The sequence below is a fragment of the Rhizobium sp. T1470 genome, assembly GCF_042140505.1.
Taxonomy (GTDB): Bacteria; Pseudomonadota; Alphaproteobacteria; order Rhizobiales; family Rhizobiaceae; genus Rhizobium; species Rhizobium favelukesii.
In genome coordinates this window covers 1,368,245-1,394,300 of record NZ_CP148091.1, presented here as the reverse complement: position 1 = coordinate 1,394,300, position 26,056 = coordinate 1,368,245, and the positions used below count along the sequence as shown (strand labels likewise).

The following is a 26,056-nucleotide window of genomic DNA, read 5'->3' as shown; positions in this document are numbered from 1 at the left end:
CGGGCTCAGTGCTCGGCGGCGTGTGCCGCCTTGCCCGCATCATGACCGCTGATGTCGGCGCCGGCGCTGCGCGCAAAGCGCAGATTCCAGAAGGTCGCCGTGATCGAGATCGCGGTGACGAAGAGGAAGGCGGCGGAGAAATCGTGGAGCTGCGGCGTCTCGCTGCCGTTGACCGTCATCGACGTGTGCAGCGCCAGCGCGCCGACGCAGATGCCGAGCGACAGCATCAGCTGCTGGAAGGTCGTGTAGAAGCTGGTGGCCGAGCTCATCCGGTCGCGGTCAATCTCGTCATAGGCCACCGTGTTGTAGGCCGTGAACTGGAACGACATGAAGAAGCCGCACATGACGAGGAACGCGAAAATCAGTGCCAACGGCCAATCCGGCCGAAAAGCGGCGCAGAGCGCATAGCCGCAGGTGGCGATGACGCCGTTCGCGACCAGGCTGTTGCGGAAGCCGAAGCGGCGCAGCACGCGCGGCGCAACGGCTTTCATTGCCATCGAGCCGAGTGCTGCGGCGGTAACTAGCTGGCCGGCCTTGGCGGCCGAGAGGCCGAAGCCGAGCTGGAAATAGAGCGGCAGCAGGAAAGGCTGCGCGCCTTGGGTGATGCGGGTCAGCGAGCCTGCGATAACGGAGGTGCCGAAGCTCGGTACCTTCATCAGCGAGAAATCCATGATCGGCGACGGATGGCGGCGGGCATGCTTGAGGTAGGCGATGCCGAATAGCATCCCGACCGCAATGAGAAACAGCGAAAAGGCCGCTTCGCCCGGCCGGCTGGAGCTTTCGAAACTGAAGAGCAAGGAGCCAAGCGCGATGCCGGAGAGGATGAAACCGGCCGTATCGAACCGACGTTTCGACTCACCCTTGAAATCCTCGATGAAGATCGAGACCAGCGTGAAGCCGATGATGCCGATCGGCACGTTGATGTAGAAGATCCAGCGCCAGTCGAGATAGGTGACGATCAGGCCGCCAACCGGCGGGCCGAGAATCGGGCCGATCAGCGCCGGCACCAGCAACCACGACATGGCATTGACCATGTCCTTGCGGTCGACGCTGCGCAACAGAACGAGGCGACCGACCGGCAGCATCATGGCGCCGCCGAGACCCTGCAACAGACGCGCTAGAACAAGACAGAGGAGATTGGGCGACAGCGCGCAGAAGATGGAGCCGGTGACGAAGACGGCGATCGCCGCGCGAAAAACCGTGCGCGAGCCGAAGCGATCGGCAATCAAGCCGCTTGCCGGAATGAAGATCGCGAGGCTGAGGAGATAGGACGTCAGTGCAATGCTCATTGACGGAGCGCTAACGCCGAAATCACGCGCCATGGTCGGCAGCGCCGTCGCCAGCACGGTTGCGTCGAGCTGTTCCATAAACATGGCGCTCGCAACGATCATCGCTATCACGCGGAAATTGGGCTTGGCGCGCCCGATGGCGGCTGCCTGGTAGATCTGATCCGACATCGTCAGGGATCACTCGCAATGGCGTGGCCGGCGCGGAAGCGTGGCCGCGGTATGGTATGGCGTGATGCCAAAAGAGGATTGAGGATCTTTGTATACGCCCGCAAATGTGGCGTCGTTATGCTTATATGGAAGGGCAGCCGTGCCCGCAGGGAATGGCTGTGCAGCATTTGCGTCTGCGCGAGATATCGCGGCGACGCGTGGCGATGGACGAGGCGGCTGTGGCGGCACCCGCGACCACCATCGGACCGGCCGCTCCATCCAAGGCAAAGGCTCTCGGCCGCTTGCGTCATGCATGCCGGAGCCCTACCTAGGACATATGACGATCATTCCGAAAGCGTCCACCTCGCGGCCATTCACCTTCGACAACAGCTATGCGCGGTTGCCGCAGCAATTCTTCACGCGCCAGGTCCCCTCGCAGGTGGCCGAGCCGTGGCTGATCAAGCTGAACGAGCCTCTCGCGGCCGAACTCGGCCTCGATGTCGAGATGATCAGGCGCGACGGCGCTGCGATCTTCTCGGGCAACCTGTTGCCTGATGGCGCCGATCCGCTGGCGATGGCCTATGCCGGGCACCAGTTCGCCTCCTTCGTGCCGCTGCTCGGCGACGGGCGGGCGATCCTGCTCGGCGAGGTCATCGACCACAACGGTCAGCGCCGTGATATCCAGCTGAAGGGCGCGGGCCAGACGCCTTACTCCCGCCGCGGCGATGGCCGCGCCGCACTTGGACCGGTGCTTCGGGAATATATCGTCAGCGAGGCGATGTATGCGCTCGGCGTATCGGCGACCCGAGCGCTTGCCGCAGTGTCGACCGGCCAGCCCGTCTATCGTGAGAGCATCCTGCCGGGCGCAGTGTTCACCCGCGTTGCGGCGAGCCATATCCGCGTCGGCACCTTCCAGTTTTTCGCCGCCCGCGGTGATACGGACGGCGTGCGGGCGCTCGCCGACTATGTGATCGACCGGCACTATCCGGAACTCAAGGACAGGGACAACCCCTATATTGCCCTTTACGAAGCCGCTTGTGAGCGTCAGGCGGCGTTGATCGCCAAGTGGCTGCATATTGGCTTCATCCACGGCGTGATGAACACCGACAACATGGCCATTTCGGGCGAGACGATCGATTTCGGCCCCTGCGCCTTCATGGACACCTACAATCCCGGCACGGTGTTTTCCTCGATCGACCAGCGCGGGCGCTACGCCTATGCCAATCAGCCGGGCATCGGCCAATGGAACCTGGCGCGGCTCGGAGAAACGCTGCTGCCGCTCATCGATGCCGATGCAGAAAAGGCCGTCGAGCTCGCCAACACCGTGATCCAGCAATATGGCGAGCGCTTCCAGATCCATTGGCTGCGCGGCATGCGCGAGAAGATCGGCCTGGCGACCGTCGAGGACGGCGACCTGGAGCTCGTTCAATCGCTGCTTGCCGTGATGCAGGCGCAACAGGCCGACTTTACCCTCGCCTTCCGCCGGCTCTCCGACGCCTCAGGATCAGGTGGCGAGGCATTGTTCCTCTCGACGTTCCGCGACCCCGATGCGGCGCGCGAATGGCTCGCCGGCTGGCGCGAGCGCCTTACGCGTGACGATAGCCGGACCGAGGACGACCGCGCAGCGACAATGCGCGCTGTCAATCCCGCCTTCATTCCGCGCAACCACCGCATCGAGCAGGCCATCAATGCGGCGGTCGACGATGCGGACTTTTCGCTCTTCGAAGCGCTGCTTGCCGTGCTCGCCAAGCCCTATGACGACCAACCAGACTTTGCGGCCTACATGGAGCCGCCGAAGCCGGAGGAACGCGTGCTGCAGACCTTCTGCGGTACGTGACCTGGCGCGAACCCTCTCCATCCTGACACCTATGGTCGCAGTTGACGGCGTTTGCGACCGCCCTATCTCGCTGATTTGCGGACATTTTTCTCGTTCTGATCGCACCCGGCTAACCTCAGCGGGAGTCTTCCCATATGGCAATCGTCATTACGTCCATTCTTTTCATCCTGATTGGCCTTGCGCTCGGCGGCGGCGGTCTTTGGCTCGTCATGCTCGGCGGCAGCGTCTTTTATGCCTTCGCAGGCGCCATGTTCCTGCTGACCGCCATCCTGCTTGCGATGCGCCGAGCGGCCGCCTTGTGGGCCTACGCGGCGCTCGTCATTGTGGCGCTGGCATGGGCGATCTGGGAAGTCGGCTTCGACTGGTGGCAGCTTGGACCGCGCGGCGGACTGATCATTCTTCTCGGCTTGTGGTTGCTCACGCCCTGGATCCGCCGGCCGCTCGGCTTTCTCAGCCCGACCGGGATCTCCTATGGGGCAAACCCCTGGCCGCTCGCCATACCGGTTGTGATTGCGATCACGATCGCCGGCTATTCGATGACCACCGATCCGCACCGGATCACGGGCACTTTGCCGACCGAGGCCGTCACTAGCCCCGCGACCTTCGGCGGTGTTGTGCCCGACGAAGAGTGGCATCAATACGGCCGTACACCCTTCGGTCAGCGCTACTCGCCGCTTGACCAGATCAATGTCAGCAACGTCAAGGATCTCAAGGAGGTGTGGCGCTACCAGACCGGTGATGTGAAGCGACCCGAGGATGTCGGCGAAACCACCTATCAGGTGACGCCGCTGAAAGTCGGCGACACGTTGTACCTCTGCACGCCACACAATTGGGCAATCGCGCTCGACGCCAAGACTGGCAAGGAGAAATGGAAATACGATTCCAACTCCGGCATGAACCCGAACCGCCAGCACCAAACCTGCCGCGGCGTCACCTACTATCGCGACACGGCCGCAGCCCCCGGCTCGGCCTGCGCCGAGCGCGTGTTTCTGCCGACCTCCGACGCTAGGCTGATTGCGCTCGATGCGGCAAATGGCCAGATCTGCACGAGCTTTGCCGAAGATGGCGTGCTGCATCTTGAAAAAGGTATGCAGTACAATCCGGCCGGCTACTACTATTCCACATCGCCGCCGGTCGCGGTCGCCGGCAAGCTGATTGTCGGCGGCGCCGTCAACGACAACTATTCCACAAAGGAGCAGTCCGGCGTTATCCGCGCATACGACATCAATACCGGCGCGCTCATCTGGAATTGGGATTCCGGCAATCCTGATGTCACCACGCCGCTGCCCGAAGGCCAGACCTACACCACCAACTCTCCGAACAGCTGGTCCGTCTTCAGTGTCGATGACGGTCTAGGCATGGTCTACATCCCGCTCGGCAACCAGGTACCCGACCAGCTCGGCATGAACCGCAGCGCCCATGTGGAGAAATACTCCTCCTCGATCGTCGCACTCGACATCGCCACCGGGCAAGTGAAATGGGTCCAGCAGTTCGTGCACCACGACCTGTGGGACATGGACGTTCCCGCCCAACCCGTGCTGTTCGACATGACGAAATCCGACGGAACGCCCGTGCCGGCGCTCGTTGCCCCGACCAAGCAGGGTGACATCTATGTGCTCGATCGGCGCACCGGCGAGGCGATCATCCCGTTCAGGGAGATACCCGCCCCGGGCGGCGCGATCCCTGAAGACCACACGTCGCCAACGCAGCCGATCTCGGACCTCACCTTCTCGCCGCCGCCGCTGCAGGAAAAGGACATGTGGGGGATCTCGCTGTTCGATCAGCTCGCCTGCCGCATCCAGTTCCACCGCTACAAGTACGAAGGCCGCTACACCCCGCCGTCATTGGTCGGCTCTATCATCTACCCCGGCAACTTCGGCACCTTCAACTGGGGCAGCGTGGCGGTCGATCCCGAGCGGCAGATCATGTTCGGGATGCCGACCTATCTCGCCTTCACCTCGCGACTTGTGCCGGCGGCCGACATTCCGCCGAGAGGCCAGGACGAGAAAGGTAGCGAACAGGGCCTCAACCGCAACGACGGTGCGCCCTATGGCGTCTTCATGGGACCGTTCCTCAGCCCGTTGAGTATCCCCTGCCAGGCGCCGCCATGGGGCTATGTCACCGGCGCCGACTTGCGTACCGGAAAGATCGCCTACAAGCACAGGAACGGCACCATCTACGATATGACGCCGCTGCCGTTACCCTTCAAGGTTGGCGTGCCGGGCATCGGCGGCCCGATCCTGACGAGAGGCGGCGTTGCCTTCCTCGGGGCGGCGGTCGACAACTTTCTGCGCGCCTACGACGTGACGAACGGCGACCACCTGTGGCAAGCCCGCCTGCCGGCCGGCGGCCAGGCGACACCGATGACCTATACGACCAGCGACAACAAACAGTTCGTCGTCATGGTCGCCGGCGGACACGGCTCGATCGGCACCAAGCCCGGCGATTACGTGATCGGCTACGCCCTGCCCTAACTCGGGACGTGAGGCGGACGGCCGCCTCTATAGGCCGCCGTCCGAGCCCGCGGAGGCAAGCTCCAGGCATGTCTGGCACGCCATTCTCCCGCGCATTGTTTCAGGGAGAATTTTCATGAAGATAGGCAGTAGCATTTCCAGCACCTATGGATTGACCAACCTCTTCGGCCAGTCCGGCCAGCGCAACAAGCAACAGTCCAGTGATGCCGAGATGAGCGTTCGCCAAAGCGGCGCGGCACTTCAGCCAAGCAGCACGCCGACCTCAATCTCCAGCACGATGTGGGCGCTGCAGAGCAGCGGCACGGTGACCATGGATGGCACCGAGGATCCGGCGAAAGCGCGCCATGACGCTGTTGTCTCCGAGTTCACGGACCTCGCCAACAAGACGCCGGCAGAGCGCATTCGCGACCAGATCCTCCAGCGGCTCGGTCTGACCGAGGACGATCTCAAGGCAATGCCGCCGGAACAGCGCGAGGCCATCGAAAAGCAGATCGCGGCCGAGCTGAAGCGACAGCTGACCGGCGACGACGACAGCAAGGATAAGCCGAACCCGGACGCGACTATCAGCGTCTGAGGCCTTCACAAACTGATTCAGGTCGATGCGACGGAGAATTGCGTTTCCGTCGCATCTCTTTGACCGACAAGCATTATCCGACCATATCGGCCACGATCCTGCCAACCTCGGCGAAGACCGGGTTGATCTCCGACAATGGCGCCTTGGCCTGCGTCACATAAGCTGCAACGAGGATCGCGCCATGCCCGGGCGGCCAGACGATGGCGATATCGGCGGCGCTGCCGTTGTTTCCGGTGCCGGTCTTGTCGCCGATCCTCCAGGCGCCCGGAAGGCCGGCGCGCAGGCGCGCGCCACCCGTCGTATTCGCCACCATCCATTCCGTCAGCTTGTCGCGCGAGGGCTCCGATAGCGCCGAGCCAAGCGCCAGGTTGCCGAGCGTGTCGACCATTGCATCGGGCGTCGTCGTGTCCTGCGGGTCGCCGTCCTTGGCTTCGTTCAGTGCCGTTTCCCAGCGGTCGAGCCTTGTCGAACGGTCGCCCAGCGTACGCAGCCATTTGGTGAGCTCGGGAGGGCCGCCGAAGCTTTCCAGCAGCAGGTTGCCGGCCGTATTGTCGCTCAGCGTGATCGCCGCTGCGCAGAGTTCACTGAGGCTCATGCCCTCGCCGCCGACGTGCTTTTCCGTCTCGGGCGAATAGGTGACGAGCTTGGCCTGGTCGTAGACGACACGCCTCTCGAGCGTCTCCTGCCCCTTGTCTACCCGCGCAAGCACAAGGCCCGCGGCCAGGACCTTGAACGTGCTGCTGAGAGGAAAGCGCTCGGTTTCGCGATAGCCGAACGAAATGTTGGTCTGGGTGTCGATGGCGGATACACCAATACGACCACCGATCGCCTTTTCGAGTGCACCGATCCGCCGATTGATTTCATCATCACTGTCTTCCGTCCGCGCAACACGCGGAAGGAGCAAGGCGGGCGAAAGCAGTGCCGAACCAAGAAGTGTCCGGCGACGGATGGAAAAGCCGCGCATGAAAAGTCCTCTACCTGAATCAATGGAGACAGGGCTAGAGACCGATTGTGGCCCGGATGAGTCGCGTCAAGCGGCCGCTGACTTTGAGACCTCGACCGTGACGTGCGAAAGACCTGCAAGAGGCTCGAGCTTCGCCTTGTAGAAGGCCGGGCTTTCGGGCTGCGGCGCGACGAGTGCGACGATCGCGGCATGATGGCCAGGTCCGACCTGCCAGACGTGAAGATCGGTGATCCGCTCGCCACCCGTTTCCAGCGCCGAACGAATCTCATGCTGCAGATCCACCTCCCGCGGCACAACGTCGAGCAGCACGCGGCCCGACGACGTGATCAGGCCCCAGGACCATTGGGCAATGATCAGGCCGCCGACGATGCCCATTAGCGGGTCGAGCCAGAGCCAGCCATAAAGACTGCCGAGCAACAGTGCGGCAATGGCGAGCACCGACGTCAGCGCATCGGCAATGACATGGACATAGGCCGCACGCATGTTGTTGTCGGAGGCATGTGCAGAACGGGCATGGTCGCCATGATGGGCATGATCGCCGTGCTCGTGGTGGTGATGGTGGGAATGACCGTGGCTGTGGCCGTGATGGCCGTCCTTTAGGAGCCAGGCGCTGGCCAGATTGACCAGCAGGCCGACGACAGCGACGCCGATCGCCTGCTCGAAGCTGATCGGTACGGGATGGGTGATGCGCAGAAAGCTCTCCCAGGCCATCAAGAGCGCAATCAGCGCCAGGATGATGGCGCTGGCGAAGCCTGCGAGGTCGCCGAGCTTGCCGGTGCCGAAGGTGAAGCGGGGATTGTGCGCCTGCCGGCGCGCATAGCGGTAGGCAACCGCAGAGATCAGCAGAGCGCTGGCATGGGTCGACATATGCCAGCCATCGGCCACCAGCGCCATCGAACCGTAATACGTTCCGGCGCCGATCTCGACCACCATCATGACGGCGGTCAGGGCGATGACGAACCAGACACGGCGGGCGTTGCGGTCGTGGTCCGCGCCCAGGAAAACGTGGTCGTGCTTAAGTGTTTCCGTCTGTGCAGTCATTGCACGCTCCTCATGTCGGTTTTCTCAGCGAATGTAGGTCCGCAGGACTTCGGATATTTCCTCGACCGCTTCCGTCCGGGCTTTCTCATCCGCGGCATGCAGGACATGCTCGTGGAGATGATCGTCCAACACCTCCCCGGTCAAGCCGTTCAGCGCACCGCGTATGGAGGCAAGCAGCTGCAAAATCTCCCCGCAGGGCCGCTCTGCCTCCAGGGCTCGCTCGACGGCCTCCAGCTGGCCTTTCAGGCGGCTGACGCGGGCCATCAGCTTTTTCTTGTGGTGCGTGGTGTGCGACATGGCTTCATCCACTTAGTATAGGGGGGTACCCTATATTAATATGAGGCCGATGAAAAGTAGCTGGCGCAAGCGGTTCCGATGCCACCGGCAAAGCAGTCGATGGCGGCTGCGTCGAAGGACGCTGCGCGCTTCCCGGCGCCCGCGCGTAAACCCCATTGACAAACGGCGCGTTCTGGACGATCTATCGACGCATGATCAAGAACGCGCACATCACCAGCACGTATTTTTGGCTGTACCTGTAAGGGGCGGCTGGACAGATCATATTGTCAACAAGCCGCCGTCAGGCGGCTTTGTTGTATTGGCAGCGTCCTGACGGCAGAAAACCACAAAGGACGCGAAGACCATGGTTGAAATCGAAGACAGCGAAGTCTCATTGATCCGCCCGCCGGTGATCAATATCCGCGCCGCCAAGCCGCGCGATCTGCCCGAACTCACCGAAATGATCGCCCTGCTCGCCAAGCACCACGGCGATGCTTCCGCCTCGAGCCAGGAGCAGCTCGAGCGCGACCTCTTCGGCCCTGTGCCGTGGATCAGCGCCCTCGTTGCCGAGACCGGCGAAGGCCTGATCGGCTACGCGATCCTCGTGCCGCTCTACAGGGCGCAGGACGGTGCGCGCGGCATGGATCTGCACCATCTCTTCGTGCGCGACGGCCATCGCGGCCACGGCGTCGGCCAGCATCTCGTCAACCGCGCCCGCGACACGGCTCGCAGCGCCGGCTGCGGCTATCTCTCGGTCAGCGCCGCCACCGGCAACGTGCAGGCCCATCGCTTCTACGAGAACATGGACTTCGTGCCTCGCCCGGTCACTGGCATGCGCTATATGCAGGCTTTAGCATGAGCGGCATTGGCCCCTTGCGTTCTTTCATTGGAGAAACCGATGACCCGACTTGCAATCGTGCTGACCGACGGATTCGCCGACTGGGAGGTCGCGCAACTGACGGCCTCCGCACGCTCCTACTTCGGCTTCGACGTGGTGATTGCAACGCCCGAAGGCGAGGAAGTGCGCTCGATGGGCAGCATGCGCGTCGCGGCCGATACCGCGGCTGAAAACCTGCATGCCAACGCCTTCGACGGCCTCGTGCTCTGCGGCGGAACGATCTGGGAAACGGAGAAGGCGCCTGACCTCAAACAGGTGATCGACGACTTCATCGCCCACGACAAGCTCGTCGCCGGGATTTGCGGCGCAACGCTGGCCCTTGCCCGCGCAGGAGCGCTGAATGCCATCGACCATACCAGCAATGCCGCCAATTTTATCGCAGGTGCGCCCGGCTACGCCGGCCACTCTCGTTACAAGGATATCCCGCAGGCCGTGCGTGACGGAAAGCTGGTGACGGCGGCCGGATCGGCACCGATGACCTTTGCGGCGGAAATCTACCGCGCGCTTGGACATGCCGGCGACGAACTGGACCAGTACGTGCTGATGTTCGGTGCCGAGCACCAGCCGAAAGCGGCCTGATCTAAACTAACTGAAGCGCGTCGCGATCTTTTGGATGCGTTTACTGCGCTTTTTTTGGTCTCACGCATGTCTTTATCCCGAAACCGGCGCCCACTTTTAGCGGCGCCGACGGCGCTGGGTTCACCGTAGCACCGGCTCGCCGTGGAAGCGGCGGCGCGACGGCTTGGAAACACCAAAGCCCACCTCCATCATCAGGCGCGGCTTCGTCTTGGCGACCGTGCCCATATGAAAACCGAACGGATCTTCCACGAAGCCGAAGCCTGCCGCGCCGGTCAGCGTCGTCACGCTCTCCTTCCCGTAGAAATCCAGGATTTCATGCGCGGGATGGCCGACCACAAGGGTCAATTGGTGCTTGATGCGGCGCTTGTTGTGGCTACCCCTGACATAGACATGCGGACCAGTGCCTTCGTCGACGTCGACGAGATAGAAGAAGAACTTCAGCATTCGCCAGTCGTCGAGATCGAAGTGATACTTGTCCAGCGACGCCAGGCTGCGGTCGGTCTCGCCGGCCCTCGTGGGAAAACTCCACCAGATGCGGGTGGTAATGAGGCGGGCTTGGGCACCGAGATAGCAGCGTGCGATTTCCGATAGGACCGGATCGCGCTGGACCGCACGAACCGCGGGGCAATCAAGGGCACGCTCGAAGTGGTGGCCGCTCAGGATCGGCCGTCCCCATTGCTGCTCTGCGTCGCGATGATCCGACGCCCGAAACTCGATTTGCCGATCGAAATTGCCAAAGCATGGGGTTGCGCTTGCAAAGCGGGCGATTTCACGGGTGATCGCTTCGGGGAGCGTCAGGTTGGGAAATATCCCATCCCGCCTCAGCGCCGCGACGGCGCTTCCATAATCCACGCCCGTGAAAAGCGTCGGCAGATTCTCGATCGCGCCATTGCTGCGTCGTGCAGTCAGCCAATGCGCCTTGCGCGCCGGTATTGTTCGCGCCAGCAGGAACATCGGCAGCCAGGCAGGATTTTCGCGGATATCCGCAATGTAAGTCGGTATCCGCACCGCCATGCGCCGCAATTTGCCGCCCTTGCGGGCGACGGACTCGAGATCATCTGCAGGGTTGGCCGACGTGATGTGCATGCAGCTGTCCTTTCGGAAGACGTTGATGGGCGTCGTTCGGAAAGCGAACCTCGGAAGGGTTCGCCACTGGGCGTTCAGTGCGCACGACCCAGTGGAGTGCTGCAATGCGGCATTTTTGAGATATTGCTAATATTAGCGGTTCGGAACCGCCTTCACGTAGGCTGCGATCGCCTCGAGTTCCGGTTTCGGCAGGTGGGCGAGGTTACGCTGCACCTCCGCCATCGAGCCACCCGCCGTATCGAAGTCGGGCGTGAAGCCGGTTTCCAGATAGTTGGCGATATCCTCCTGGCTCCATGAGCCGACGGTTTTCGAACCCGGCGTGATATTGGGGATCCTGCCCCGACCTTCCGGGTTTGGCGCACCCGCCAGCCATTTGTCACCCTCGAACCCGCCGAGCCGATCGCGCGGCGTGTGGCATTCGCCACAATGGCCGGGCCCTTCGACCAGATACTGCCCGCGCTTAATCTTGTCGTCGACATTGGCCGCAAGCGCGACACGTGGCTCGTCGTTGAAATAGAGGAACTTCCAGCCGCCCAACACCAGCCGGATGTTGTAAGGGAAAGGCAATTCGTGCGGCGGGGCAACGTTGCCGCTCTTCGGCAGCGTCTTCAGATAGCCGAAGAGATCGTTGACGTCCTTGTCGCTCATCCGGGCGTAGGAATTGTAGGGGAAGGACGGGTAGAGATGCTGTCCGTTGGGCGCGACGCCGCGCTTCATGGCATTGCCGAACTGCGCCAACGTCCATGTCCCGATACCGGCCTTCTCGTCAGGCGAGATGTTGGGCACGTGGAAGTTGCCGAAGGGACTTTTCAACGCCAGGCCGCCCGAGAGCGTGAGCTTGGCGTCGCCTTCCGATCTCGGCGCAGCGTGGCAGCTGACACAGCCACCTGTCCAGAAGACCATTTCACCGTTCTTCAGATCGGGTTCGCCAAGGTTGGCCCAATGATTGTCGGGAAGCGGATTGGGCGCGGTGATGAAGTAGAAGACCGCTCCGCCAATGACGACCACACCGACGAGACAGAGCAAATACCGGACGAACCTGCGGAACATTCACCGCTCCTGTTGCCAATAGCTTTGTTGAAAACATAAAACGATCCGCACCAGCGACAAGGCTGGCGCGGATCGTTTGACTGAAATGCCAGGATCGCTATTCGGTCTTTATGCGGAATTTCTCATGACATCCGCCGCAGTTGCCGCCAAGCGTCTTTAAAGCGCCGCCGACACCGGCTGCGTCAGCCGGAAGCTGGGCGAGGACCTCGTCGGCATCGGCTGAAAGCTTCGCTGCACGGGCCTTGAAGTCGGCGTGATCTTCCCAAATCTTCGGACTTGCCGCCTTATCGCCCTTTTCGGTGCCAGCCTTAAACTGATCCGGGAAAACCTTTGCGGTTTCCGAGATCGTCATCAGCGCAGCCTTCACCACCTCTGCGTCGTAGGGCTTCTCGCCCTTGGCGATTGCTGTCATCGCCCCTGCCGCGCCGCCGACCTTCTTCATCAGCGCAGAACGCGCTTCGTGCGTGCCGTCGTCTGCTGCAATGGCAACGCCCACGACCCCCAGGCCGGCGACGAGCAGTGCCGCGGCTATCGTTTTCAGTCTCATGTCTCCACTCCTCGTTGATAACAGGTGCGCAAAGCCCGGCGCTTCGCTAGGCGCGCGGCATCATTGCAAATTTTTCCGCCTCCAAAAGTAACAAATGGGTGAGATTTCAAGGATTTCAGGAAAAGACAGGCTTCCAAATCGTTTCACACCGAGTGCCTCACGACGGCGCGCGCCAACCGTGCCATGCCGTGAGGATCGAAACAGCGATCAGGAGGCCGCCGGCGATCCGGCCGACGAGGATCGTCGCCTTGGGATTGGACACCAGCAAATTGCGGCTTCGCGCCGCCGTCAGCGCCAGCGTCCCGTAGACGGCAGCCTGGGTCGCCATGGTCATGAAGCCCATGACGAGGCCCTGCGCCCAGATCGGCCCGTAGATGGGCTTCAGGAACTGCGGATAGACGGCGATCATGAAGAGATAGGCCTTGGGATTCATCAGGCAGGTCGCCGCACCCTGGCCAAAGGCCCGCCAGCCCGAGCGCAGGCCACCAGCCCCGACGGTATCGACGGTAATCGAACTGCGCATCAGCGTGTAGCCGATCCAGACCATGTAGGCGGCACCGGCAAAAAGCAGCGGGTTGAACAGCGTCGGCAAGAGGATTGCAAGCACGCCGACGCCGATCGCGCCATAGAGCGAATGCACTGCACCGCCTGCCATGATGCCGGCAGTCGCGGCAATGCCGGTTCGCCTGCCGCCGGTCAACGAATTGGCCAGCACGAAGAGCATGTCCATACCGGGAACGATGATGATGCCGAAGAGGAGGGTGAAATAGAGCCAGAGATTTTCGCTGTAAGTCATGTCAGTTGCTCGCTATCCAGGTCAAGGTCGATTTCCGGGACCTTGTTGATTTTCAATTTGATAGGGAGATCTGTACGACGACCCAACTGACAGGGTATTGTCAGGAGCCTAGACCGACGGAGGCGAAAATGCGCAAGGCTTCACGGCTTTTCGAGATCATCCAGATCCTGCGACTGGCGAGCAAGCCGATGACGGCGGCAGCCATGGCGGAGATGCTTGAGGTGACCGTACGCTCGATCTATCGCGATATCGCCGCCTTGCAGGCGATGCGCGTCCCGATCGAGGGAGGTCGCGGCATCGGCTACATCATGCGACCCGGCTTCGACCTGCCGCCGCTGATGTTCTCGGTCGAGGAAATGGAGGCAATCGTCCTGTCACTGGCCTTGCTCGACCGGACCGGCGACGAGGAACTCAAGCGGGCGGCCAAGAGCGTCAACCAGAAGATTGCCGGCTCCGTACCGGCGCCGCTGCGTCAGGCGATGGAACGAAAAGCGCTCTATGCCTGGGGATCGGTTGCCCAATCTCCGGCAGGCCTTGACCTCGGTCTTGTTCGCCGCGCCATCCGCGACGAGCAGAAGCTGGTGCTCGACTATCGTGACGAACTTGGCCGCGCGACCGAGCGCAAGATCCGACCGATCGCGCTCATCTATTATTCGCAAACCGCCAACATCGTGGCCTGGTGCGAGCTGCGCCAGGCGATCCGCAATTTCCGCAGCGACCGGGTGGAGAACTGCGAGGCGGCCGACGCTTATTTCCGGGGCGAAGGCGACCGGTTGCGGCAGCTGTGGACGGGCGAGTGGCTGAACCCGCCGGCCGCCGCAACCGCCTAAAGCGGGATGCCGAAAAGTGTAAGCGGTTCTCGGCCGAAATCCGCTCTATTAGCTCTTTGATGTAGATCGGGATTCAGATTTCAGGTCGAACGACCTAAAATCATCCTGATCTGGCGCGTCAGAGATATGTGCCGCCGGAGACTTCGATGCGCTGGCCGTTGACCCAGCGGTTGTCCTCCGAGAGCAGCGAGGCGATCATCGGGCCGACATCGTCAGGCACGCCGGCACGGCCGAGCGCCGTCGCATCGGCAACCATCTTGTTGTAGGTCGGATTGTCACGCACCATCCCGCCGCTGAAATCGGTAGCGATCGCGCCGGGTGCAACCGTATTGGCCGTGATGCCGCGCGGACCGAGCTCCTTGGCGAGGTAACGGGTGAAGACCTCGACCGCACCCTTCATCGACGCATAGGCAGAGATGCCCGGCACCGCGAAGCGGGCAAGGCCGCTCGATATATTGATGATGCGCCCGCCATCGGCCATCAGCGACAAGAGCTTCTGCGTCAGGAAATAGACGCCCTTCAAGTGCACATTGACGAGCTCGTCGAAGGCCTCTTCCGTCGTCTCGACAATCGCTGCGTGATAGCTGCTGCCGGCATTGTTGACGAGGTAGTCGAACTCACTCCGTCCAAGGCCTTGCAGGGTGTCCTTTACCTTACCCACGAAGGCGTCGAAGTCGGCGATATGGCCGGTGTCCAGTTGCAGAGCAATGGCGTCGACGCCGAGTGCTTTGATCTCCGAAACGGCGGCCTCCGCTTCTGCCCGATTTGCTCGATAAGTGAAGATGACGTTGACGCCACGACGGGCGAGATTGATCGCCGTGTTGCGGCCGAGCCCACGACTGCCGCCGGTGACGATGGCAATCTTAGATGCTGAATTTGCTCGAGTTTCGTTCGGCATGATCTCTTCCTTTGCTGAAGTTGATGCCCTAACGGTACGCCTGTGAGGGCCTGTTGTTGAATGCCGGAACTCTCGAATTTCTTGCCTGATCCTCCAACAGACTTGCGGCCGAGGGCTATGCGGCGCATATCTTGAAAGGCCCCGTCGGGGGATGGCCAAGGAGAGCTGGCGATGCTCGATACCCTCAAGCAAGCAATCCACACCTTTATCGACAGAACTGCCAGCGAGGCCGACGGGCGCTTCGAGACACCGGTGCCGGCGCTTTCGGTATCCCGCGTCACCCATCCTGTCATGCCGAACCACATGATCTACCGGCCGACGATCTGCGTCGTCGTCCAGGGAGCGAAGGAAATCATGGTCGGCGACCGGGACTTCCAATATGGCGAGATGCAGTCGCTGATCGTCACGTTCGAGGTGCCGGCCGTCGGACAGATCACGAAGGCCAGCAAGCAGGAACCTTATATAGGCCTGAACATCGATTTCGACGTGACGATCCTCCGCGAGGTGATGGAGGCGATGGAACAACCGCCTCGGCCCGTCGGCGACGGCGCAGCCGGGGTCTTCGTTCAGGATTTCGACGGGGTGCTTGCCGACTGCGTCCTGAGACTCGTGCGGCTGACCGAAACGCCGAGGGCGATTCCGGTGCTCTACCCGGCGATCATGCGCGAAATCTGCTATTGGCTGCTGACGGGGCCGAATGCGGGCGAGGTCAGCAAGCTTGCTCTACCCGGCAGCCATGCCCGCCGCATGACCGATGCCATCCACCTGCTGCGCGAGAATTTCGCTGCGCCCGTGCGCATCGAGCAGCTTGCGTCCATCGCCCGCATGAGCCCCTCCTCCTTCCACCAGCATTTCAAGCAGATGACCGCCATGACACCGCTGCAGTATCAGAAGAACCTGCGACTGCTGGAGGCGCGGCGACTGATGGTTTCGGACGGTGCGAGCGTTGCCACTGCCGCCTATCAGGTGGGCTACGAAAGCGCCTCGCAGTTCAGCCGCGAATATTCGCGCATGTTCGGCACGCCGCCGAAGCGCGATGCCATGGACCGCAAAGAGCTGCCGATGGTGACGGCAGCTTAGAGCGATACCGAAAGCTACCGGGTCCAATCGCAACTGTGGGCCCAAAGCGGACCCTTCGACCATACAGAGGCACTTGGCTATCGGCCGCGTGACATGGCTCGTATGGGCTGGAGAAAGACGGTTTGCTTCTTATTTCAGGGAGGACATGGGAAATGAAGAGCGAAAGGACCCGCGCAATGGCAAAGAACACGATCTGCCTATGGTACGACAAAGACGCTGAGGCCGCCGCCCGCTTCTATGCCGAAACCTTTCCCGACAGCGCCGTGGGTGCCGTCATTCGTGCACCTGGAAACTATCCGGACGGTAAGCAAGGAGACGTGTTGGTTGTTGAATTCACGGTCGCGGGTATTCCTTGTATCGGCTTGAACGGCGGTTCCGCGTTCAAACACAACGAAGCCTTCTCATTTCAGATCGCAACTGACGATCAGGAAGAAACCGACCGCTACTGGAACGCCATTGTCGGCAACGGCGGCCGGGAAAGTGAATGCGGCTGGTGCAAAGACAAGTGGGGTCTGTCCTGGCAGATCACACCGCGCGTACTGACCGAAGCGCTGGCGGCAGGCGGTGATCAAGCAAAGCGTGCCTTTGATGCCATGATGACCATGAGGAAGATCGACGTTGGGGTGATCGAAGCCGCCCGGCGTGGCTGAGGCACCATCGCATCGCGCGGAAATTTTACTGCCAGAGCGGCCGTACCTGGCGCAAGACATGGCGCCGCCTTGCCACGCCTCACGTGGGGCCGCATTGACGGGCGCAAAGCTGCCGATCGCGTCGGATCAATCGGCTTGCCCCCTTTTTACGCATTTCGTGAAACACGCAGGTGGCTTCGGGCCAAAATCATCCTGACCTAGCGCCGGAGCTTCAGCATCCGGCTGTCCTCGCGTCCGAAGCCGCGGACTTCCATGCGGTCGGCCCAGATCTCCACGATGGCGAAGGTATTCTCGGTCTCGGTATCGACCATGCCTTTGAAATTGAGGAAGTGGCATCCGTCGAGCGTGCCGAAATTGCCTGCGTGGTTGTGGCCGCTGAGGTAGGCGGCGACATTGTCATGCGCCGTCAGAAGCGTGATGATGCGCTCACGATCCCAGCTGTCGTGCTCGTTCGGCGGATAGACCGGATAATGGTTCATGACGATAACGCGCTCGCCCGTGGCGCCGGCGTCCTCGATCTGGCCGGAAAGCCAGGCGAACTGCTCGTCGCTCGGCATGGCGTTCCATTCCTGCGCGTTGATGGCGTCGCCAGCCCTGAGCTCAGCAAGGCGGCGGGCCGCGATGTCTCGATAGGGATGCCCTTCCGGTGGCGCAAAGGTGCTGACCTCATTGCCATTGAGACCAATGAACCGCCAGCCGTGTCGGACGAAGCTGTAGCACGGCGAGGTCAGTCCGACACGCTTAGCGACATCGACCAATCGATCCGCTGCGACGGAAAAATCATGGTTGCCGAGCAGGAAGAAATTATCGTGCCTCAGGCTACCGTAGACGGGCAGGATATCGTCGAAGCTCTCGAAATCGCGGTCAATGATATCGCCGAGCGTGATGACGAAGCTCAGGTCCTCACGATTGAAGACCTCGATTGCCTCTGCCAGCTTGGCGAGGCTTTTGGCATAATGGCGGTTCATCCCGAGATGCGGCGCCCTTGCGGCGTATTGCGGGTCTGCGACGATGCCGAAGCGGAGACTTGGGAAATCGGAAAAGGATGTCATGGCAGGGCTTTAGGCGCGCGGCATGACAAGCTTGTGACGGTCGTCGAAACGAAAACACCCGGCGTTTCTAGCCGCCGGGTGCTGACATCTTGTTCTTGCGAGCTGCTTACTTCGCAGCGGCTTCGTAGCGCTCCAGGACGTAATCCCAGTTGATCAGGCTGTCGACGAAGGCTTCGAGGTACTTCGGGCGCGCGTTGCGGTAGTCGATGTAATAGGAGTGTTCCCATACGTCGACGCCGAGGATCGGGGTTGCGCCGTGTACGAGCGGGTTTTCGCCGTTCGGGGTCTTGGAGATTTCGAGCTTGCCGTTCTTGACGGAAACCCATGCCCAGCCGGAGCCGAACTGAGTCGTGCCTGCGGCAATGAAATCGGCCTTGAACTTGTCGTAGCCACCGAGATCGGAACTGATGGCAGCTTCGAGCTTGCTCGGCAGCTTGTTGCCGCCGCCGCCCTTCTTCATCCACTTCCAGAAGTGGACGTGGTTGTAATGCTGGGCAGCATTGTTAAAGAGCCCGGCATTGGTGCCGAACGACTTCTTCACCACGTCTTCGAGCGAGAGGTCGGAAAGGCCTGCTTCTGCCGCAAGCTTGTTGCCGTTGTCGACGTAGGCCTTGTGGTGCTTGTCGTGATGGAATTCCAGGGTTTCCTTCGACATGACGGGCTGAAGCGCTTCGTAGTCATAGGGAAGTTCGGGCAATTCGAAAGCCATTGCGGGTCTCCTTTGGCAATAGTTTGCGTAGTCGGCAGGTGAGGCGGAACATAGGAGCGCAAGCATGGAGAGGCAACCAGCGAAATATCAAAAAAGATCGGCCGAGAGGAAAAATTGCCTCTACCAAGCACTTGGCTTTGCGGCCCTAAATCGCTGATCATGGGCGCGTTTCGCAACAGCAGGAGACGGGGCCTTTCAGATGGAGAGGAATAAAATCCGCTTTTGCACAATTGCGCTATTTGCAGCAACTGTCCCCAAAAGCCCGCTTGGTGATCAAACGCCGTCAGGAGGCGCAAAAAAGCAGTTCATATGATACCGTCCACCCCGTCCTATCCCATCCGCCTCAGTGGGGTCATCGGTTGGCTGCAGGCAGATGTGAAAATCACCGTCTCCAGAGCGTAACTCATCTCCATAACGGATCAGGAACAACTGGTTTCGCGTCACCAGGTGATGGTCCCCCGGATGAAGGATAACAGAGAATCCGTTGGGTCCTTTCCTCACCTGAGATCTGGGTACGGCCCGGCAGTCTCCACCGAGATCTTTACCGGTGCAGCACGATGGCGGGTATGTCCAACCGCTGTCGGATTGGTGGGCATCGCTCTGTGCGAAAAGGCAAACCGATATCGCTGCGAAGGCCACCATGGACGCTGTTGAAGGTGTGAAAGGCATCGACGCCTCCGCCCCTCGGAGCACAGAGTTCTGCGCTCACTACCAAGCGTAACTTCCATGCCTCCCAAGGCTGCCTTTTGTAGCAAAGTTGTCGTTCAATTTCTAGTCGCGTAACAATAGTGGCATTTGCTACCGACAAACGCACAATTGGCCGCGGCAGGAGCGGCCCACACCTCGTCAGGCGATGCCTGGCAGGAGTTCGCGACCGAGGTGACGGCAAGTGCAAGCAGGCAGCGCGCGCTGACGCTGCGTGAAGCCGAGAGCCTGCGCGTACGCCGCGACCGGGATGCCGATGCGCCGCGTCGCGATATCGACACGCGCATCGCTACGAAATCGGCCAGTTGCGCACCAGCCTGGAGATCGCCAAGTCGGAAATCCGGCAGCTGCGCGCCGAGCGTGCCATCCTGACCGGCCAGTTGGAAGTCGCACGCAGCGAGCGGTCGGGCGGCATGGCGCCGGCAGCTACCCTCGATCAGCGCGACGAGGTCGGCATGCCGGTAGCAAGCTTCACGCCGATGATCGACATCTCGGAGAAGTCGCTGCGCGGAGCGGGTTTCGACGCCGAATCGGCCCACATTACGCCGGCCGAATAAGCGGCCGAACGAGATCCGGTTTGGCGCCGTCGGCCTGCCCGATGCCAAACCTTGCTTTTGCCTGTATTGTAGTGGTTTCTTAAGGGGCTAGCCCGGAGGAGACCATGGCGCTCGGCACATCGCATCGCTTGCAGGACGGCGTCGAAGCCGTCGAGACCATGACCCGTTTCGCGTTCGCGATCCTGGCGCTCGCCTCCGGCGTTTACACCTACCTTGGGGTGCGAAGCATCCTCGACGGCTCGGCAACGGCAGTCTTCTTCGCAGCGCTCATCTATTCCAGCGCCGTTTCGGTGGCGATCTACGCCTTCTGGACCTATATGGCTCGCTTCTATCCGCATGTGACGGGGACGGCCGGACGCACCGCGATGCTCGGCGTCATGGCGCTCGGCTGCGCGATGATCATCGCCATGTCGAGCTGGCTGAACGCGGCCGCACTGGCGGGCTCGGCGGCGCTCGAACAGCATCTGGCCGAAACGCTGGAGGACTACACGGCCGATCTCGACCAGGCACACCAGAATGCACTCGCCGCGCAGAGCCTACTTCCCGACATCCAGCGCACACAGGAACGATTCCAGCGCCTTGCCGACCAGGAGCGGGAGACGGGCGCGCTGACCGGAACGACCGGGGCCGGCAGCGTCGTCCAGCTTCTGTCGCAGATGGCCTCGCAGCTGACCGAGCTGGAGAATGGCATCAACGCCTCACGCGAGCGCGTGACGACACTGTTCGACGAGGGGCGGAAGCATCTCGAGACCATGCGCACGCTGGTTTCCGCGCCGGGTGCGATCAACCCGCGCGCCGATCAATTCTCGGCCGAAGTCGTTGGGCTTTCCGGTGTCATCACCTCGCTGGAGCAGACGTCGATAGCGCCGTCGGTGAAGCGCGCGGCGGAGGACCTGTCGCTCGGCTTCATCGCCCCGGTGGCGGATGGACGCGAGGCCGACCTTGCCACAAGGCAGGATCAGGTCATGGAAACGATCCGATCGTCCGTCGCCGCGCAATCCAAGGTACTATCGCAGGCGGCCGACCAGATCCTCGAGCGCAAACCGGTGGCCGAGCGCCGTTTCGTGCCGCTCTCCTCTGCGGAAGCGGTGCTGCGCTATGCCGGTGATTTCATCCCAAGCTGGGCCGGCGCCATCTCGATCGATATCCTGCCGGCGGTGCTGATCTTCATGCTGTCGATCGTCCATTCGACGCTGCGCCGCCAGGAGCAGCGCCTGCCCTTTGCCGAACGGATCACCGCGGCCGAGCTTCTGCAGGCGCTGGAAGTGCAACGTGAAATCCAGCGGCATGGCGTCGACATCGAAGCCGCCATGGATGCTGCGGAGCGCACCGAAGCGGCCGATCAGTCGAACATTGCGAGCTTCGATCTTTCCGGCAAGGGACCACGCAAAGGGCCGCCGGCATGAGACTAGAAACGGCGGGGCAACGGTTGAAGGACTACGTGCTTTCTGCCGATGACGGCACGCTGATGCGGCATGCCTTCCATGCCCTCCTCGCCGCGGCCGCGGTCTTCGTAGTCATCGACTGGCATGAAATCAGCTCTGCCAGTCCCGATATTCCAGCCTTCGATCCGATGATGCCGAACGCCCCGCCCGTGCTGCCGCCGGCACTGACGGAAGGCAAACCACAGGGCGCGCCGGTCGAGGTGAAGACCGACCCCGTGCTCCTGAAGAAGGCGATCCGCTTCGATCTGCAGCCAGGCGGCGTGCTGCTCGCACAAGGCACGATCGAGGTGGGTGCGGCCGCACGCTTCCAGACCGAGATCGAAACCCGTGGCGAGTATGTCAAAACAGTCTCGCTCGACTCGCCGGGGGGATCGGTCGGCGACGCGCTCGCGATCTCAAAGCTCATCCGCGAACGCAAGATAGCAACCAGCGTTGCCGGCGGCGCGCTTTGCGTTTCCTCCTGCCCGATCGTCATGGCAGGCGGTGTCGTGCGCACGGCGGACAAGGATGCCGTTCTCGGCGTGCATCAGGTTTTCAACGGCACCAAGGAGAAGCTTTCGCCTGAACTCGCCATGTCGGAAGCACAACGCACCACCGCCGACGTGACCCGCCATCTCGACGAAATGGGAATCAAACCGGGGCTCTGGATCCACGCCATGGAGACCCCGCCCGACAGGCTCTACTATCTTTCCCCTGATGAAATGAAGGAGTTCGCGCTCGTTGCGCCCCCTGCGGCGGTAGCCAAGAAGGCGAAATAGGCGAGCGGGCCAAGTCCAAAACGCGTCGCGATCTTTGAGATCACTTGTCGCAGTTTACGCACGCCACCAAGATGTCACCAAGGACCGGTTTCGGCCGATATTGTTGAAAAAGTCCGTTTTCTGCAAACTCTGATTTTTTAACGGCCGTAGAGGCCGACACAGAAAATTGAACTGGGGGCCTGCCAGTTTTGCGTTCAAGCAGCGTGGGGCCGCGTAACGGAAGTGAAGCAGCATCGAGCGGTAACATTCACTCAAAACACGAATTGGCTGACTTTTCGGTAAGCCCGGATTTTCGACTTTTTCAGCACTATCGGCGCAAACCTACCACCGGAGGTCTTTCGAAGAACTGGTCGCACTTACTACCGAATTCCGTTTAATCTTTGTTTTCACAGATGTCCTTGGCCCGGTTCGACTTTCGGGAGATATGCTCTATTCGTTGCGACCGAAATAGACGTCCACCGAGGCGATCCGGTCACCCCTGAAGTGCAGGACCTCCATGTTGCGGAATGCGCCGCCGTCATGCTTTTCCGCCCGGTATCGGACCACGGCCTCGTCATCGACGATCTCGAGGTATTCGATCTCCATATCGCGAAACGGCACCGGCTCGGGCCAGCAGCGGTCGAAATAGCGAGTGCGATCGATGTGGTCGTCGCGCGGGCTGGAGAAGGTGAAGTCCTCTGTCAGCATCTCGGCCGCAATATCCTTGCGGCCCTGCAGATAGGCATCGTAGAGGCCGCGAACGGTCCGCTCGCGCGATGTTCTGGTGGGGTCCATGGCACAATCCTTTCGGCAAGCAGCCAGTGCCCATAGCTCCGATTGCATTTTGCAATCAGATTTATACCATCTCCCTGCCATTGCTGCAACTGCCGCCCCACATGCGGCTTGGAAAGTCTGCGGCGATGGTTCAAGATCATCGCCACTGTCGATGGCGGACAATCTCATGCTGGAAGCGCAACACATATTGGAGCGGCTGCAGAAGCTTGCCGCCAAGGATAACCGCCCGCTGGCCTTGCCGGAGGTGGCGGAGCGGTCCTCCGCGCTCTTTACCTTCGTGACGCGCGAGCGCGAGCGCATCGCCGGCTGCGCCTTTCCGCGTGCTTCGATCGTGGCGATCGTCGAGGGGTCGAAGGAACTCGTGACCATGGGACGGCAGATGCGCTTTGGCGCGGGCACCGTTCTGGTTCTTCCCGGGGGTTGGCAAGGCGATGTCGTCAATGACCCCGATCCCGCAAGCGGCGTCTACCGCGCGATCTTCATCGGCTTTCCCGACGAACTTGTGGCGCGGGCGGCCCGTTCGTTCCCGCCTCAACGTCCAGTTCGGCCAATCGATCTGCCGCTCGACACGGCACTTGCTGCCGCAATTCACCATGCTGGCGATGGCATAGCGGCTGGAACACTGCCGCCCGCGCTGATCGAACATCGGGTGATGGAAGTGCTGATGGTGCTTGGCATGCGCGGCGTCCTGCCGGTGAAGCCGACGACGACCAGCGACGCCGTGCGCACACTCATCCGCTGGCAGCCGGACAGGGCCTGGACCGCCGACGCCATCGCCGCCGAACTCGGCACCAGCAATGCGACGCTGAGGCGACGGCTTGCCGAGGAGGCAACATCACTGCGCGACCTGCTCGCCGAAGTGCGCGTGGACCTTGTCGCGGCACTGCTGTCGGAGGACGGGTTTTCGCTTCGCGAGGCAGCACTTGCGGCCGGGTATCGTTCACCGCGACGCTTTGCCGAACGCATGCGGGCCAGACAGCGTGCGACACACGCCGCGGACGTTTGAGCTTTTGCGACCATTCTTTGAGCGTTTCTGCGCATCGAGCAATCGCCGCGATTGCTAGAGCTGTCTCATCGAACAGGAGACAAGCTCATGCGCAGAACGATAACGGCAACCACCCTCATTCTTGTCCTCAACGCGATGCCAATCCTGGCCACGGATTTGCAGGTCACCTTCGAGAAGAGCGGCAAGGGACGCACACTGCCGGCGGAGAATGCCTCCTGCATCGCGGCGGGCGGCAAGGAAGCCGCCGGCAATAACAGGAGCCCCGCCCTTTCCTGGTCGAAGGGTCCGGCGGGCACGCGCTCGTACGCACTTGTGATGACCGATCCTGATGTGCCGCGGGACCTGTCGCTGCTCAACAAGGACGGAACGGTGATCGCGAGGGACGCAGCGCGTATGGAGTTCACGCCTTGGATGCTGGCAAACATCCCGACCGCAGTGACCCGGCTGGCGGAAGGCGCCGACGGCGACGGCCAGCAGCAGGGAGGATTGCCGCTGGAGAATACGAAGCACGGCCGGCGCGGGCAGAATGGTTTCGCAGCCTTCTTGAAGGATGGTCCTTACGGGGGCTATATGGGCGCGTGCCCACCCTGGAACGATCTCCGCATCCACCGCTATCGGGTAACGGTTTATGCGCTCGATACCGGCCGGCTTATGCTTCCCGACGCCTTTACCCGCGCCGATTTTCTTGCCGCCGCAAAGGGACATATCCTTGCCTCCGGCGCGGCTGAACTGACCTATACGATCAATGCAAAGGCGCTGAAATGACCGATACCAAATGGGACGCAGCCGTCGTCGATAGCGGCTCGATCTACTGGAAGCGCAATCTGGTCATTTCGCTGCTCGGCTCCTTCACGACGATCGTCGCGATGACGCTATTGCTGCCGTTCCTGCCGCTCTATGTCGAGGAACTCGGTGTCAGCGATCACGCGGCGATCGTGCAGTGGTCCGGCATCGCCTATGGCGCGACCTTCCTGGCCGCCGCCTTCGTGGCACCGCTCTGGGGCCGGCTCGGCGACATCTATGGACGCAAGCTCATGCTGGTGCGCGCCAGCGCCGGAATGACGCTTGCGATTTCGCTGATGGGCATGGCCGACAGCGTCTGGCAACTGGTGGCGTTGCGCCTGTTCGTGGGTCTTGCGGGCGGCTACTCGTCCGGCTCGATGGTGCTGGTTGCCACGCAGACGCCGAAGGATCGATCCGCATGGGCGCTCGGCGTGCTCGCCTCCGGTATCATGGCGGGCAACCTCGTCGGTCCGCTGATCGGCGGCGCGCTGCCGCCGCTGATCGGCATTCGCAACACGTTCCTGGCCGCGGGCGGGATGATCTTTCTGGCGTTCCTCGCGACAACCTTCCTGATCAAGGAAGAGAAGTCCCCTGCCCGCAAGCAGGCTGCGAAGGCGAGCGGCGGCTGGGCCTCGATATCAGACAAGCGCCCCGTAATCGCGATGCTGGCAACCGGCCTGCTGCTGATGCTCGCCAACATGTCGATCGAACCGATTATCACCGTCTATGTCGCGCAGCTCACAGAAAATCCGGGCAAGGTGACGATGATCGCAGGCATCGTCATGTCAGCGGCAGCACTCGGCAGCATCCTGTCGGCGTCCCGCCTCGGCAAGCTCGCCGACCGCATCGGCCACTGGCCTGTCATTGCGGGTGCGCTCGCGGTTGCCGGCCTGCTGCTGATCCCGCAGGCATTCGTGACGAACTCCTGGCAGCTGATCATCCTGCGCTTCCTGATGGGCATGGCGCTCGGCGGCCTGCTGCCCTGCATTTCCGCGGTCATCCGTCATAGCGTGCCGGATAGTGCCGCGGGCAGCATTCTCGGCCTGTCGGTCTCCTCGCAATATGTCGGGCAGGTTGCCGGGCCGGTACTAGGAGGATTTGTCGGCGGCCATATCGGCATGCGGGCCGTGTTTCTCGGCACATCAGTGCTGCTGATTGCTGGCGCCGCCTATTCATTTCTGGTGCGGCCGCTCAACGCCTCTATGCAGGACCGCAAATAAGCTCGACGCCGGAACGCGCTAGGGCTTCCAC

General features: G+C 61.8%; 26 protein-coding genes. 14 read left to right on the top strand and 12 right to left on the bottom strand.

The features are described from left to right. Positions 1 to 5: 5 nt before the first annotated feature. Positions 6 to 1,457 (bottom strand): DHA2 family efflux MFS transporter permease subunit, encoded by a 1,452-nt coding sequence (locus tag WGT02_RS06965; protein ID WP_208248563.1) that lies wholly within the window; start codon positions 1,455 to 1,457, stop codon positions 6 to 8. Between the two features lie 316 nt (positions 1,458 to 1,773). On the opposite strand from WGT02_RS06965, the gene WGT02_RS06960 reads away from it, so the two are divergent. The 3 genes from WGT02_RS06960 to WGT02_RS06950 all read left to right on the top strand — a co-directional run bounded on the left by WGT02_RS06960 (position 1,774) and on the right by WGT02_RS06950 (position 6,321). Then, positions 1,774 to 3,273: a YdiU family protein gene (locus WGT02_RS06960; protein ID WP_208248566.1), complete on the top strand. Its 1,500-nt coding sequence runs from the start codon at positions 1,774 to 1,776 to the stop codon at positions 3,271 to 3,273. A gap of 134 nt (positions 3,274 to 3,407) precedes the next feature. Next, positions 3,408 to 5,747: a glucose/quinate/shikimate family membrane-bound PQQ-dependent dehydrogenase gene (locus WGT02_RS06955; protein ID WP_208248569.1), complete on the top strand. Its 2,340-nt coding sequence runs from the start codon at positions 3,408 to 3,410 to the stop codon at positions 5,745 to 5,747. Positions 5,748 to 5,862: 115 nt separating this feature from the next. Then, on the top strand, positions 5,863 to 6,321 hold the full coding sequence (locus WGT02_RS06950) for a hypothetical protein (protein ID WP_024313813.1): 459 nt from the start codon (positions 5,863 to 5,865) through the stop codon (positions 6,319 to 6,321). Between the two features lie 73 nt (positions 6,322 to 6,394). Here the strand turns inward: WGT02_RS06950 and bla are convergent, their stop codons facing one another. The 3 genes from bla to dmeR form a co-directional block, all read right to left on the bottom strand. After that, entirely contained in the window at positions 6,395 to 7,285 is an 891-nt protein-coding gene (gene bla / locus WGT02_RS06945) for a class A beta-lactamase (RefSeq protein WP_024313814.1), read from the bottom strand. A gap of 66 nt (positions 7,286 to 7,351) precedes the next feature. Beyond that, positions 7,352 to 8,326 carry a CDF family Co(II)/Ni(II) efflux transporter DmeF gene (dmeF, locus tag WGT02_RS06940; protein WP_024313815.1) on the bottom strand — a complete coding sequence of 325 codons (975 nt, stop codon included), beginning with the start codon at positions 8,324 to 8,326 and terminating at the stop codon, positions 7,352 to 7,354. A gap of 24 nt (positions 8,327 to 8,350) precedes the next feature. Further along, positions 8,351 to 8,623 carry a Ni(II)/Co(II)-sensing transcriptional repressor DmeR gene (gene dmeR, locus WGT02_RS06935; RefSeq protein WP_024313816.1) on the bottom strand — a complete coding sequence of 91 codons (273 nt, stop codon included), beginning with the start codon at positions 8,621 to 8,623 and terminating at the stop codon, positions 8,351 to 8,353. Between the two features lie 343 nt (positions 8,624 to 8,966). Here dmeR and WGT02_RS06930 point away from each other — a divergent pair, with 343 nt between their 5' ends. Both WGT02_RS06930 and WGT02_RS06925 read left to right on the top strand, forming a co-directional pair. Further along, positions 8,967 to 9,461 (top strand): GNAT family N-acetyltransferase, encoded by a 495-nt coding sequence (locus WGT02_RS06930; protein WP_024313817.1) that lies wholly within the window; start codon positions 8,967 to 8,969, stop codon positions 9,459 to 9,461. 39 nt (positions 9,462 to 9,500) lie between these two features. Beyond that, complete coding sequence (locus WGT02_RS06925) at positions 9,501 to 10,079, top strand: type 1 glutamine amidotransferase family protein (protein ID WP_024313818.1); 579 nt, start codon at positions 9,501 to 9,503, stop codon at positions 10,077 to 10,079. A gap of 120 nt (positions 10,080 to 10,199) precedes the next feature. Here the strand turns inward: WGT02_RS06925 and WGT02_RS06920 are convergent, their stop codons facing one another. From WGT02_RS06920 to WGT02_RS06905, 4 genes are all read right to left on the bottom strand, one after another. After that, the gene (locus tag WGT02_RS06920) at positions 10,200 to 11,165 is read right to left on the bottom strand and encodes a hypothetical protein (RefSeq protein WP_024313819.1); all 966 of its coding nucleotides are present in this window, start codon (positions 11,163 to 11,165) and stop codon (positions 10,200 to 10,202) included. 132 nt (positions 11,166 to 11,297) lie between these two features. Continuing rightward, positions 11,298 to 12,215, bottom strand: a complete 918-nt coding sequence (locus tag WGT02_RS06915; protein WP_024313820.1) for a cytochrome c — start codon at positions 12,213 to 12,215, stop codon at positions 11,298 to 11,300. A gap of 97 nt (positions 12,216 to 12,312) precedes the next feature. Continuing rightward, positions 12,313 to 12,762: a cytochrome c gene (locus WGT02_RS06910; protein WP_024313821.1), complete on the bottom strand. Its 450-nt coding sequence runs from the start codon at positions 12,760 to 12,762 to the stop codon at positions 12,313 to 12,315. Between the two features lie 157 nt (positions 12,763 to 12,919). Beyond that, positions 12,920 to 13,558 (bottom strand): LysE family translocator, encoded by a 639-nt coding sequence (locus WGT02_RS06905; protein WP_024313822.1) that lies wholly within the window; start codon positions 13,556 to 13,558, stop codon positions 12,920 to 12,922. A 128-nt stretch (positions 13,559 to 13,686) separates the two neighbouring features. Here WGT02_RS06905 and WGT02_RS06900 point away from each other — a divergent pair, with 128 nt between their 5' ends. Beyond that, the gene (locus WGT02_RS06900; RefSeq protein WP_024313823.1) at positions 13,687 to 14,388 is read left to right on the top strand and encodes a YafY family protein; all 702 of its coding nucleotides are present in this window, start codon (positions 13,687 to 13,689) and stop codon (positions 14,386 to 14,388) included. A gap of 118 nt (positions 14,389 to 14,506) precedes the next feature. Here the strand turns inward: WGT02_RS06900 and WGT02_RS06895 are convergent, their stop codons facing one another. Then, positions 14,507 to 15,286, bottom strand: coding sequence for an SDR family NAD(P)-dependent oxidoreductase (locus tag WGT02_RS06895; RefSeq protein ID WP_037069158.1), 780 nt, complete (start codon positions 15,284 to 15,286; stop codon positions 14,507 to 14,509). 171 nt (positions 15,287 to 15,457) lie between these two features. On the opposite strand from WGT02_RS06895, the gene WGT02_RS06890 reads away from it, so the two are divergent. Together WGT02_RS06890 and WGT02_RS06885 are read left to right on the top strand one after the other, a co-directional pair. After that, positions 15,458 to 16,366 carry an AraC family transcriptional regulator gene (locus tag WGT02_RS06890; RefSeq protein WP_024313825.1) on the top strand — a complete coding sequence of 303 codons (909 nt, stop codon included), beginning with the start codon at positions 15,458 to 15,460 and terminating at the stop codon, positions 16,364 to 16,366. 176 nt (positions 16,367 to 16,542) lie between these two features. Then, complete coding sequence (locus WGT02_RS06885) at positions 16,543 to 17,016, top strand: VOC family protein (RefSeq protein WP_024313826.1); 474 nt, start codon at positions 16,543 to 16,545, stop codon at positions 17,014 to 17,016. Positions 17,017 to 17,213: 197 nt separating this feature from the next. On the opposite strand, the gene WGT02_RS06880 is transcribed toward WGT02_RS06885, so the two are convergent. Together WGT02_RS06880 and WGT02_RS06875 are read right to left on the bottom strand one after the other, a co-directional pair. Continuing rightward, entirely contained in the window at positions 17,214 to 18,068 is an 855-nt protein-coding gene (locus WGT02_RS06880; RefSeq protein WP_024313827.1) for a metallophosphoesterase, read from the bottom strand. Between the two features lie 106 nt (positions 18,069 to 18,174). Next, positions 18,175 to 18,777: a superoxide dismutase gene (locus tag WGT02_RS06875; protein WP_024313828.1), complete on the bottom strand. Its 603-nt coding sequence runs from the start codon at positions 18,775 to 18,777 to the stop codon at positions 18,175 to 18,177. 1,010 nt (positions 18,778 to 19,787) lie between these two features. On the opposite strand from WGT02_RS06875, the gene WGT02_RS06870 reads away from it, so the two are divergent. The 3 genes from WGT02_RS06870 to WGT02_RS06860 all read left to right on the top strand — a co-directional run bounded on the left by WGT02_RS06870 (position 19,788) and on the right by WGT02_RS06860 (position 22,242). Beyond that, entirely contained in the window at positions 19,788 to 20,039 is a 252-nt protein-coding gene (locus WGT02_RS06870) for a hypothetical protein (RefSeq protein ID WP_024313829.1), read from the top strand. Positions 20,040 to 20,143: 104 nt separating this feature from the next. After that, a complete protein-coding gene (locus WGT02_RS06865) occupies positions 20,144 to 21,445 on the top strand; it encodes a hypothetical protein (protein ID WP_024313830.1) in 1,302 nt (433 codons plus the stop codon). After that, the gene (locus tag WGT02_RS06860) at positions 21,442 to 22,242 is read left to right on the top strand and encodes an ATP-dependent Clp protease proteolytic subunit (RefSeq protein WP_024313831.1); all 801 of its coding nucleotides are present in this window, start codon (positions 21,442 to 21,444) and stop codon (positions 22,240 to 22,242) included. The genes WGT02_RS06865 and WGT02_RS06860 overlap by 4 nt, the downstream gene beginning before the upstream one ends. 429 nt (positions 22,243 to 22,671) lie before the next feature. Here WGT02_RS06860 and WGT02_RS06855 read toward each other — a convergent pair whose 3' ends face one another. Continuing rightward, positions 22,672 to 23,016, bottom strand: a complete 345-nt coding sequence (locus tag WGT02_RS06855; protein ID WP_024313832.1) for a nuclear transport factor 2 family protein — start codon at positions 23,014 to 23,016, stop codon at positions 22,672 to 22,674. 166 nt (positions 23,017 to 23,182) lie between these two features. On the opposite strand from WGT02_RS06855, the gene WGT02_RS06850 reads away from it, so the two are divergent. The 3 genes from WGT02_RS06850 to WGT02_RS06840 all read left to right on the top strand — a co-directional run bounded on the left by WGT02_RS06850 (position 23,183) and on the right by WGT02_RS06840 (position 26,025). Continuing rightward, entirely contained in the window at positions 23,183 to 24,022 is an 840-nt protein-coding gene (locus WGT02_RS06850; protein ID WP_024313833.1) for a helix-turn-helix domain-containing protein, read from the top strand. A gap of 87 nt (positions 24,023 to 24,109) precedes the next feature. Next, positions 24,110 to 24,787, top strand: coding sequence for a YbhB/YbcL family Raf kinase inhibitor-like protein (locus tag WGT02_RS06845; RefSeq protein ID WP_208248572.1), 678 nt, complete (start codon positions 24,110 to 24,112; stop codon positions 24,785 to 24,787). After that, positions 24,784 to 26,025: a multidrug efflux MFS transporter gene (locus tag WGT02_RS06840; protein WP_024313835.1), complete on the top strand. Its 1,242-nt coding sequence runs from the start codon at positions 24,784 to 24,786 to the stop codon at positions 26,023 to 26,025. The genes WGT02_RS06845 and WGT02_RS06840 overlap by 4 nt, the downstream gene beginning before the upstream one ends. The last annotated feature ends 31 nt before the right edge of the window (positions 26,026 to 26,056 follow it).

Excerpts from the sequence above, each read along its gene's own strand:
- WGT02_RS06965 (WP_208248563.1), bottom strand. The coding sequence starts at position 1,457 with ATGTCGGATCAGATCTACCAGGCAGCCGCCATCGGGCGCGCCAAGCCC.
- WGT02_RS06960 (WP_208248566.1), top strand. The coding sequence starts at position 1,774 with ATGACGATCATTCCGAAAGCGTCCACCTCGCGGCCATTCACCTTCGAC.
- WGT02_RS06955 (WP_208248569.1), top strand. The coding sequence starts at position 3,408 with ATGGCAATCGTCATTACGTCCATTCTTTTCATCCTGATTGGCCTTGCG.
- WGT02_RS06950 (WP_024313813.1), top strand. The coding sequence starts at position 5,863 with ATGAAGATAGGCAGTAGCATTTCCAGCACCTATGGATTGACCAACCTC.
- bla (WP_024313814.1), bottom strand. The coding sequence starts at position 7,285 with ATGCGCGGCTTTTCCATCCGTCGCCGGACACTTCTTGGTTCGGCACTG.
- dmeF (WP_024313815.1), bottom strand. The coding sequence starts at position 8,326 with ATGACTGCACAGACGGAAACACTTAAGCACGACCACGTTTTCCTGGGC.
- dmeR (WP_024313816.1), bottom strand. The coding sequence starts at position 8,623 with ATGTCGCACACCACGCACCACAAGAAAAAGCTGATGGCCCGCGTCAGC.
- WGT02_RS06930 (WP_024313817.1), top strand. The coding sequence starts at position 8,967 with ATGGTTGAAATCGAAGACAGCGAAGTCTCATTGATCCGCCCGCCGGTG.
- WGT02_RS06925 (WP_024313818.1), top strand. The coding sequence starts at position 9,501 with ATGACCCGACTTGCAATCGTGCTGACCGACGGATTCGCCGACTGGGAG.
- WGT02_RS06920 (WP_024313819.1), bottom strand. The coding sequence starts at position 11,165 with ATGCACATCACGTCGGCCAACCCTGCAGATGATCTCGAGTCCGTCGCC.
- WGT02_RS06915 (WP_024313820.1), bottom strand. The coding sequence starts at position 12,215 with ATGTTCCGCAGGTTCGTCCGGTATTTGCTCTGTCTCGTCGGTGTGGTC.
- WGT02_RS06910 (WP_024313821.1), bottom strand. The coding sequence starts at position 12,762 with ATGAGACTGAAAACGATAGCCGCGGCACTGCTCGTCGCCGGCCTGGGG.
- WGT02_RS06905 (WP_024313822.1), bottom strand. The coding sequence starts at position 13,558 with ATGACTTACAGCGAAAATCTCTGGCTCTATTTCACCCTCCTCTTCGGC.
- WGT02_RS06900 (WP_024313823.1), top strand. The coding sequence starts at position 13,687 with ATGCGCAAGGCTTCACGGCTTTTCGAGATCATCCAGATCCTGCGACTG.
- WGT02_RS06895 (WP_037069158.1), bottom strand. The coding sequence starts at position 15,286 with ATGCCGAACGAAACTCGAGCAAATTCAGCATCTAAGATTGCCATCGTC.
- WGT02_RS06890 (WP_024313825.1), top strand. The coding sequence starts at position 15,458 with ATGCTCGATACCCTCAAGCAAGCAATCCACACCTTTATCGACAGAACT.
- WGT02_RS06885 (WP_024313826.1), top strand. The coding sequence starts at position 16,543 with ATGGCAAAGAACACGATCTGCCTATGGTACGACAAAGACGCTGAGGCC.
- WGT02_RS06880 (WP_024313827.1), bottom strand. The coding sequence starts at position 18,068 with ATGACATCCTTTTCCGATTTCCCAAGTCTCCGCTTCGGCATCGTCGCA.
- WGT02_RS06875 (WP_024313828.1), bottom strand. The coding sequence starts at position 18,777 with ATGGCTTTCGAATTGCCCGAACTTCCCTATGACTACGAAGCGCTTCAG.
- WGT02_RS06865 (WP_024313830.1), top strand. The coding sequence starts at position 20,144 with ATGGCGCTCGGCACATCGCATCGCTTGCAGGACGGCGTCGAAGCCGTC.
- WGT02_RS06860 (WP_024313831.1), top strand. The coding sequence starts at position 21,442 with ATGAGACTAGAAACGGCGGGGCAACGGTTGAAGGACTACGTGCTTTCT.
- WGT02_RS06855 (WP_024313832.1), bottom strand. The coding sequence starts at position 23,016 with ATGGACCCCACCAGAACATCGCGCGAGCGGACCGTTCGCGGCCTCTAC.
- WGT02_RS06850 (WP_024313833.1), top strand. The coding sequence starts at position 23,183 with ATGCTGGAAGCGCAACACATATTGGAGCGGCTGCAGAAGCTTGCCGCC.
- WGT02_RS06845 (WP_208248572.1), top strand. The coding sequence starts at position 24,110 with ATGCGCAGAACGATAACGGCAACCACCCTCATTCTTGTCCTCAACGCG.
- WGT02_RS06840 (WP_024313835.1), top strand. The coding sequence starts at position 24,784 with ATGACCGATACCAAATGGGACGCAGCCGTCGTCGATAGCGGCTCGATC.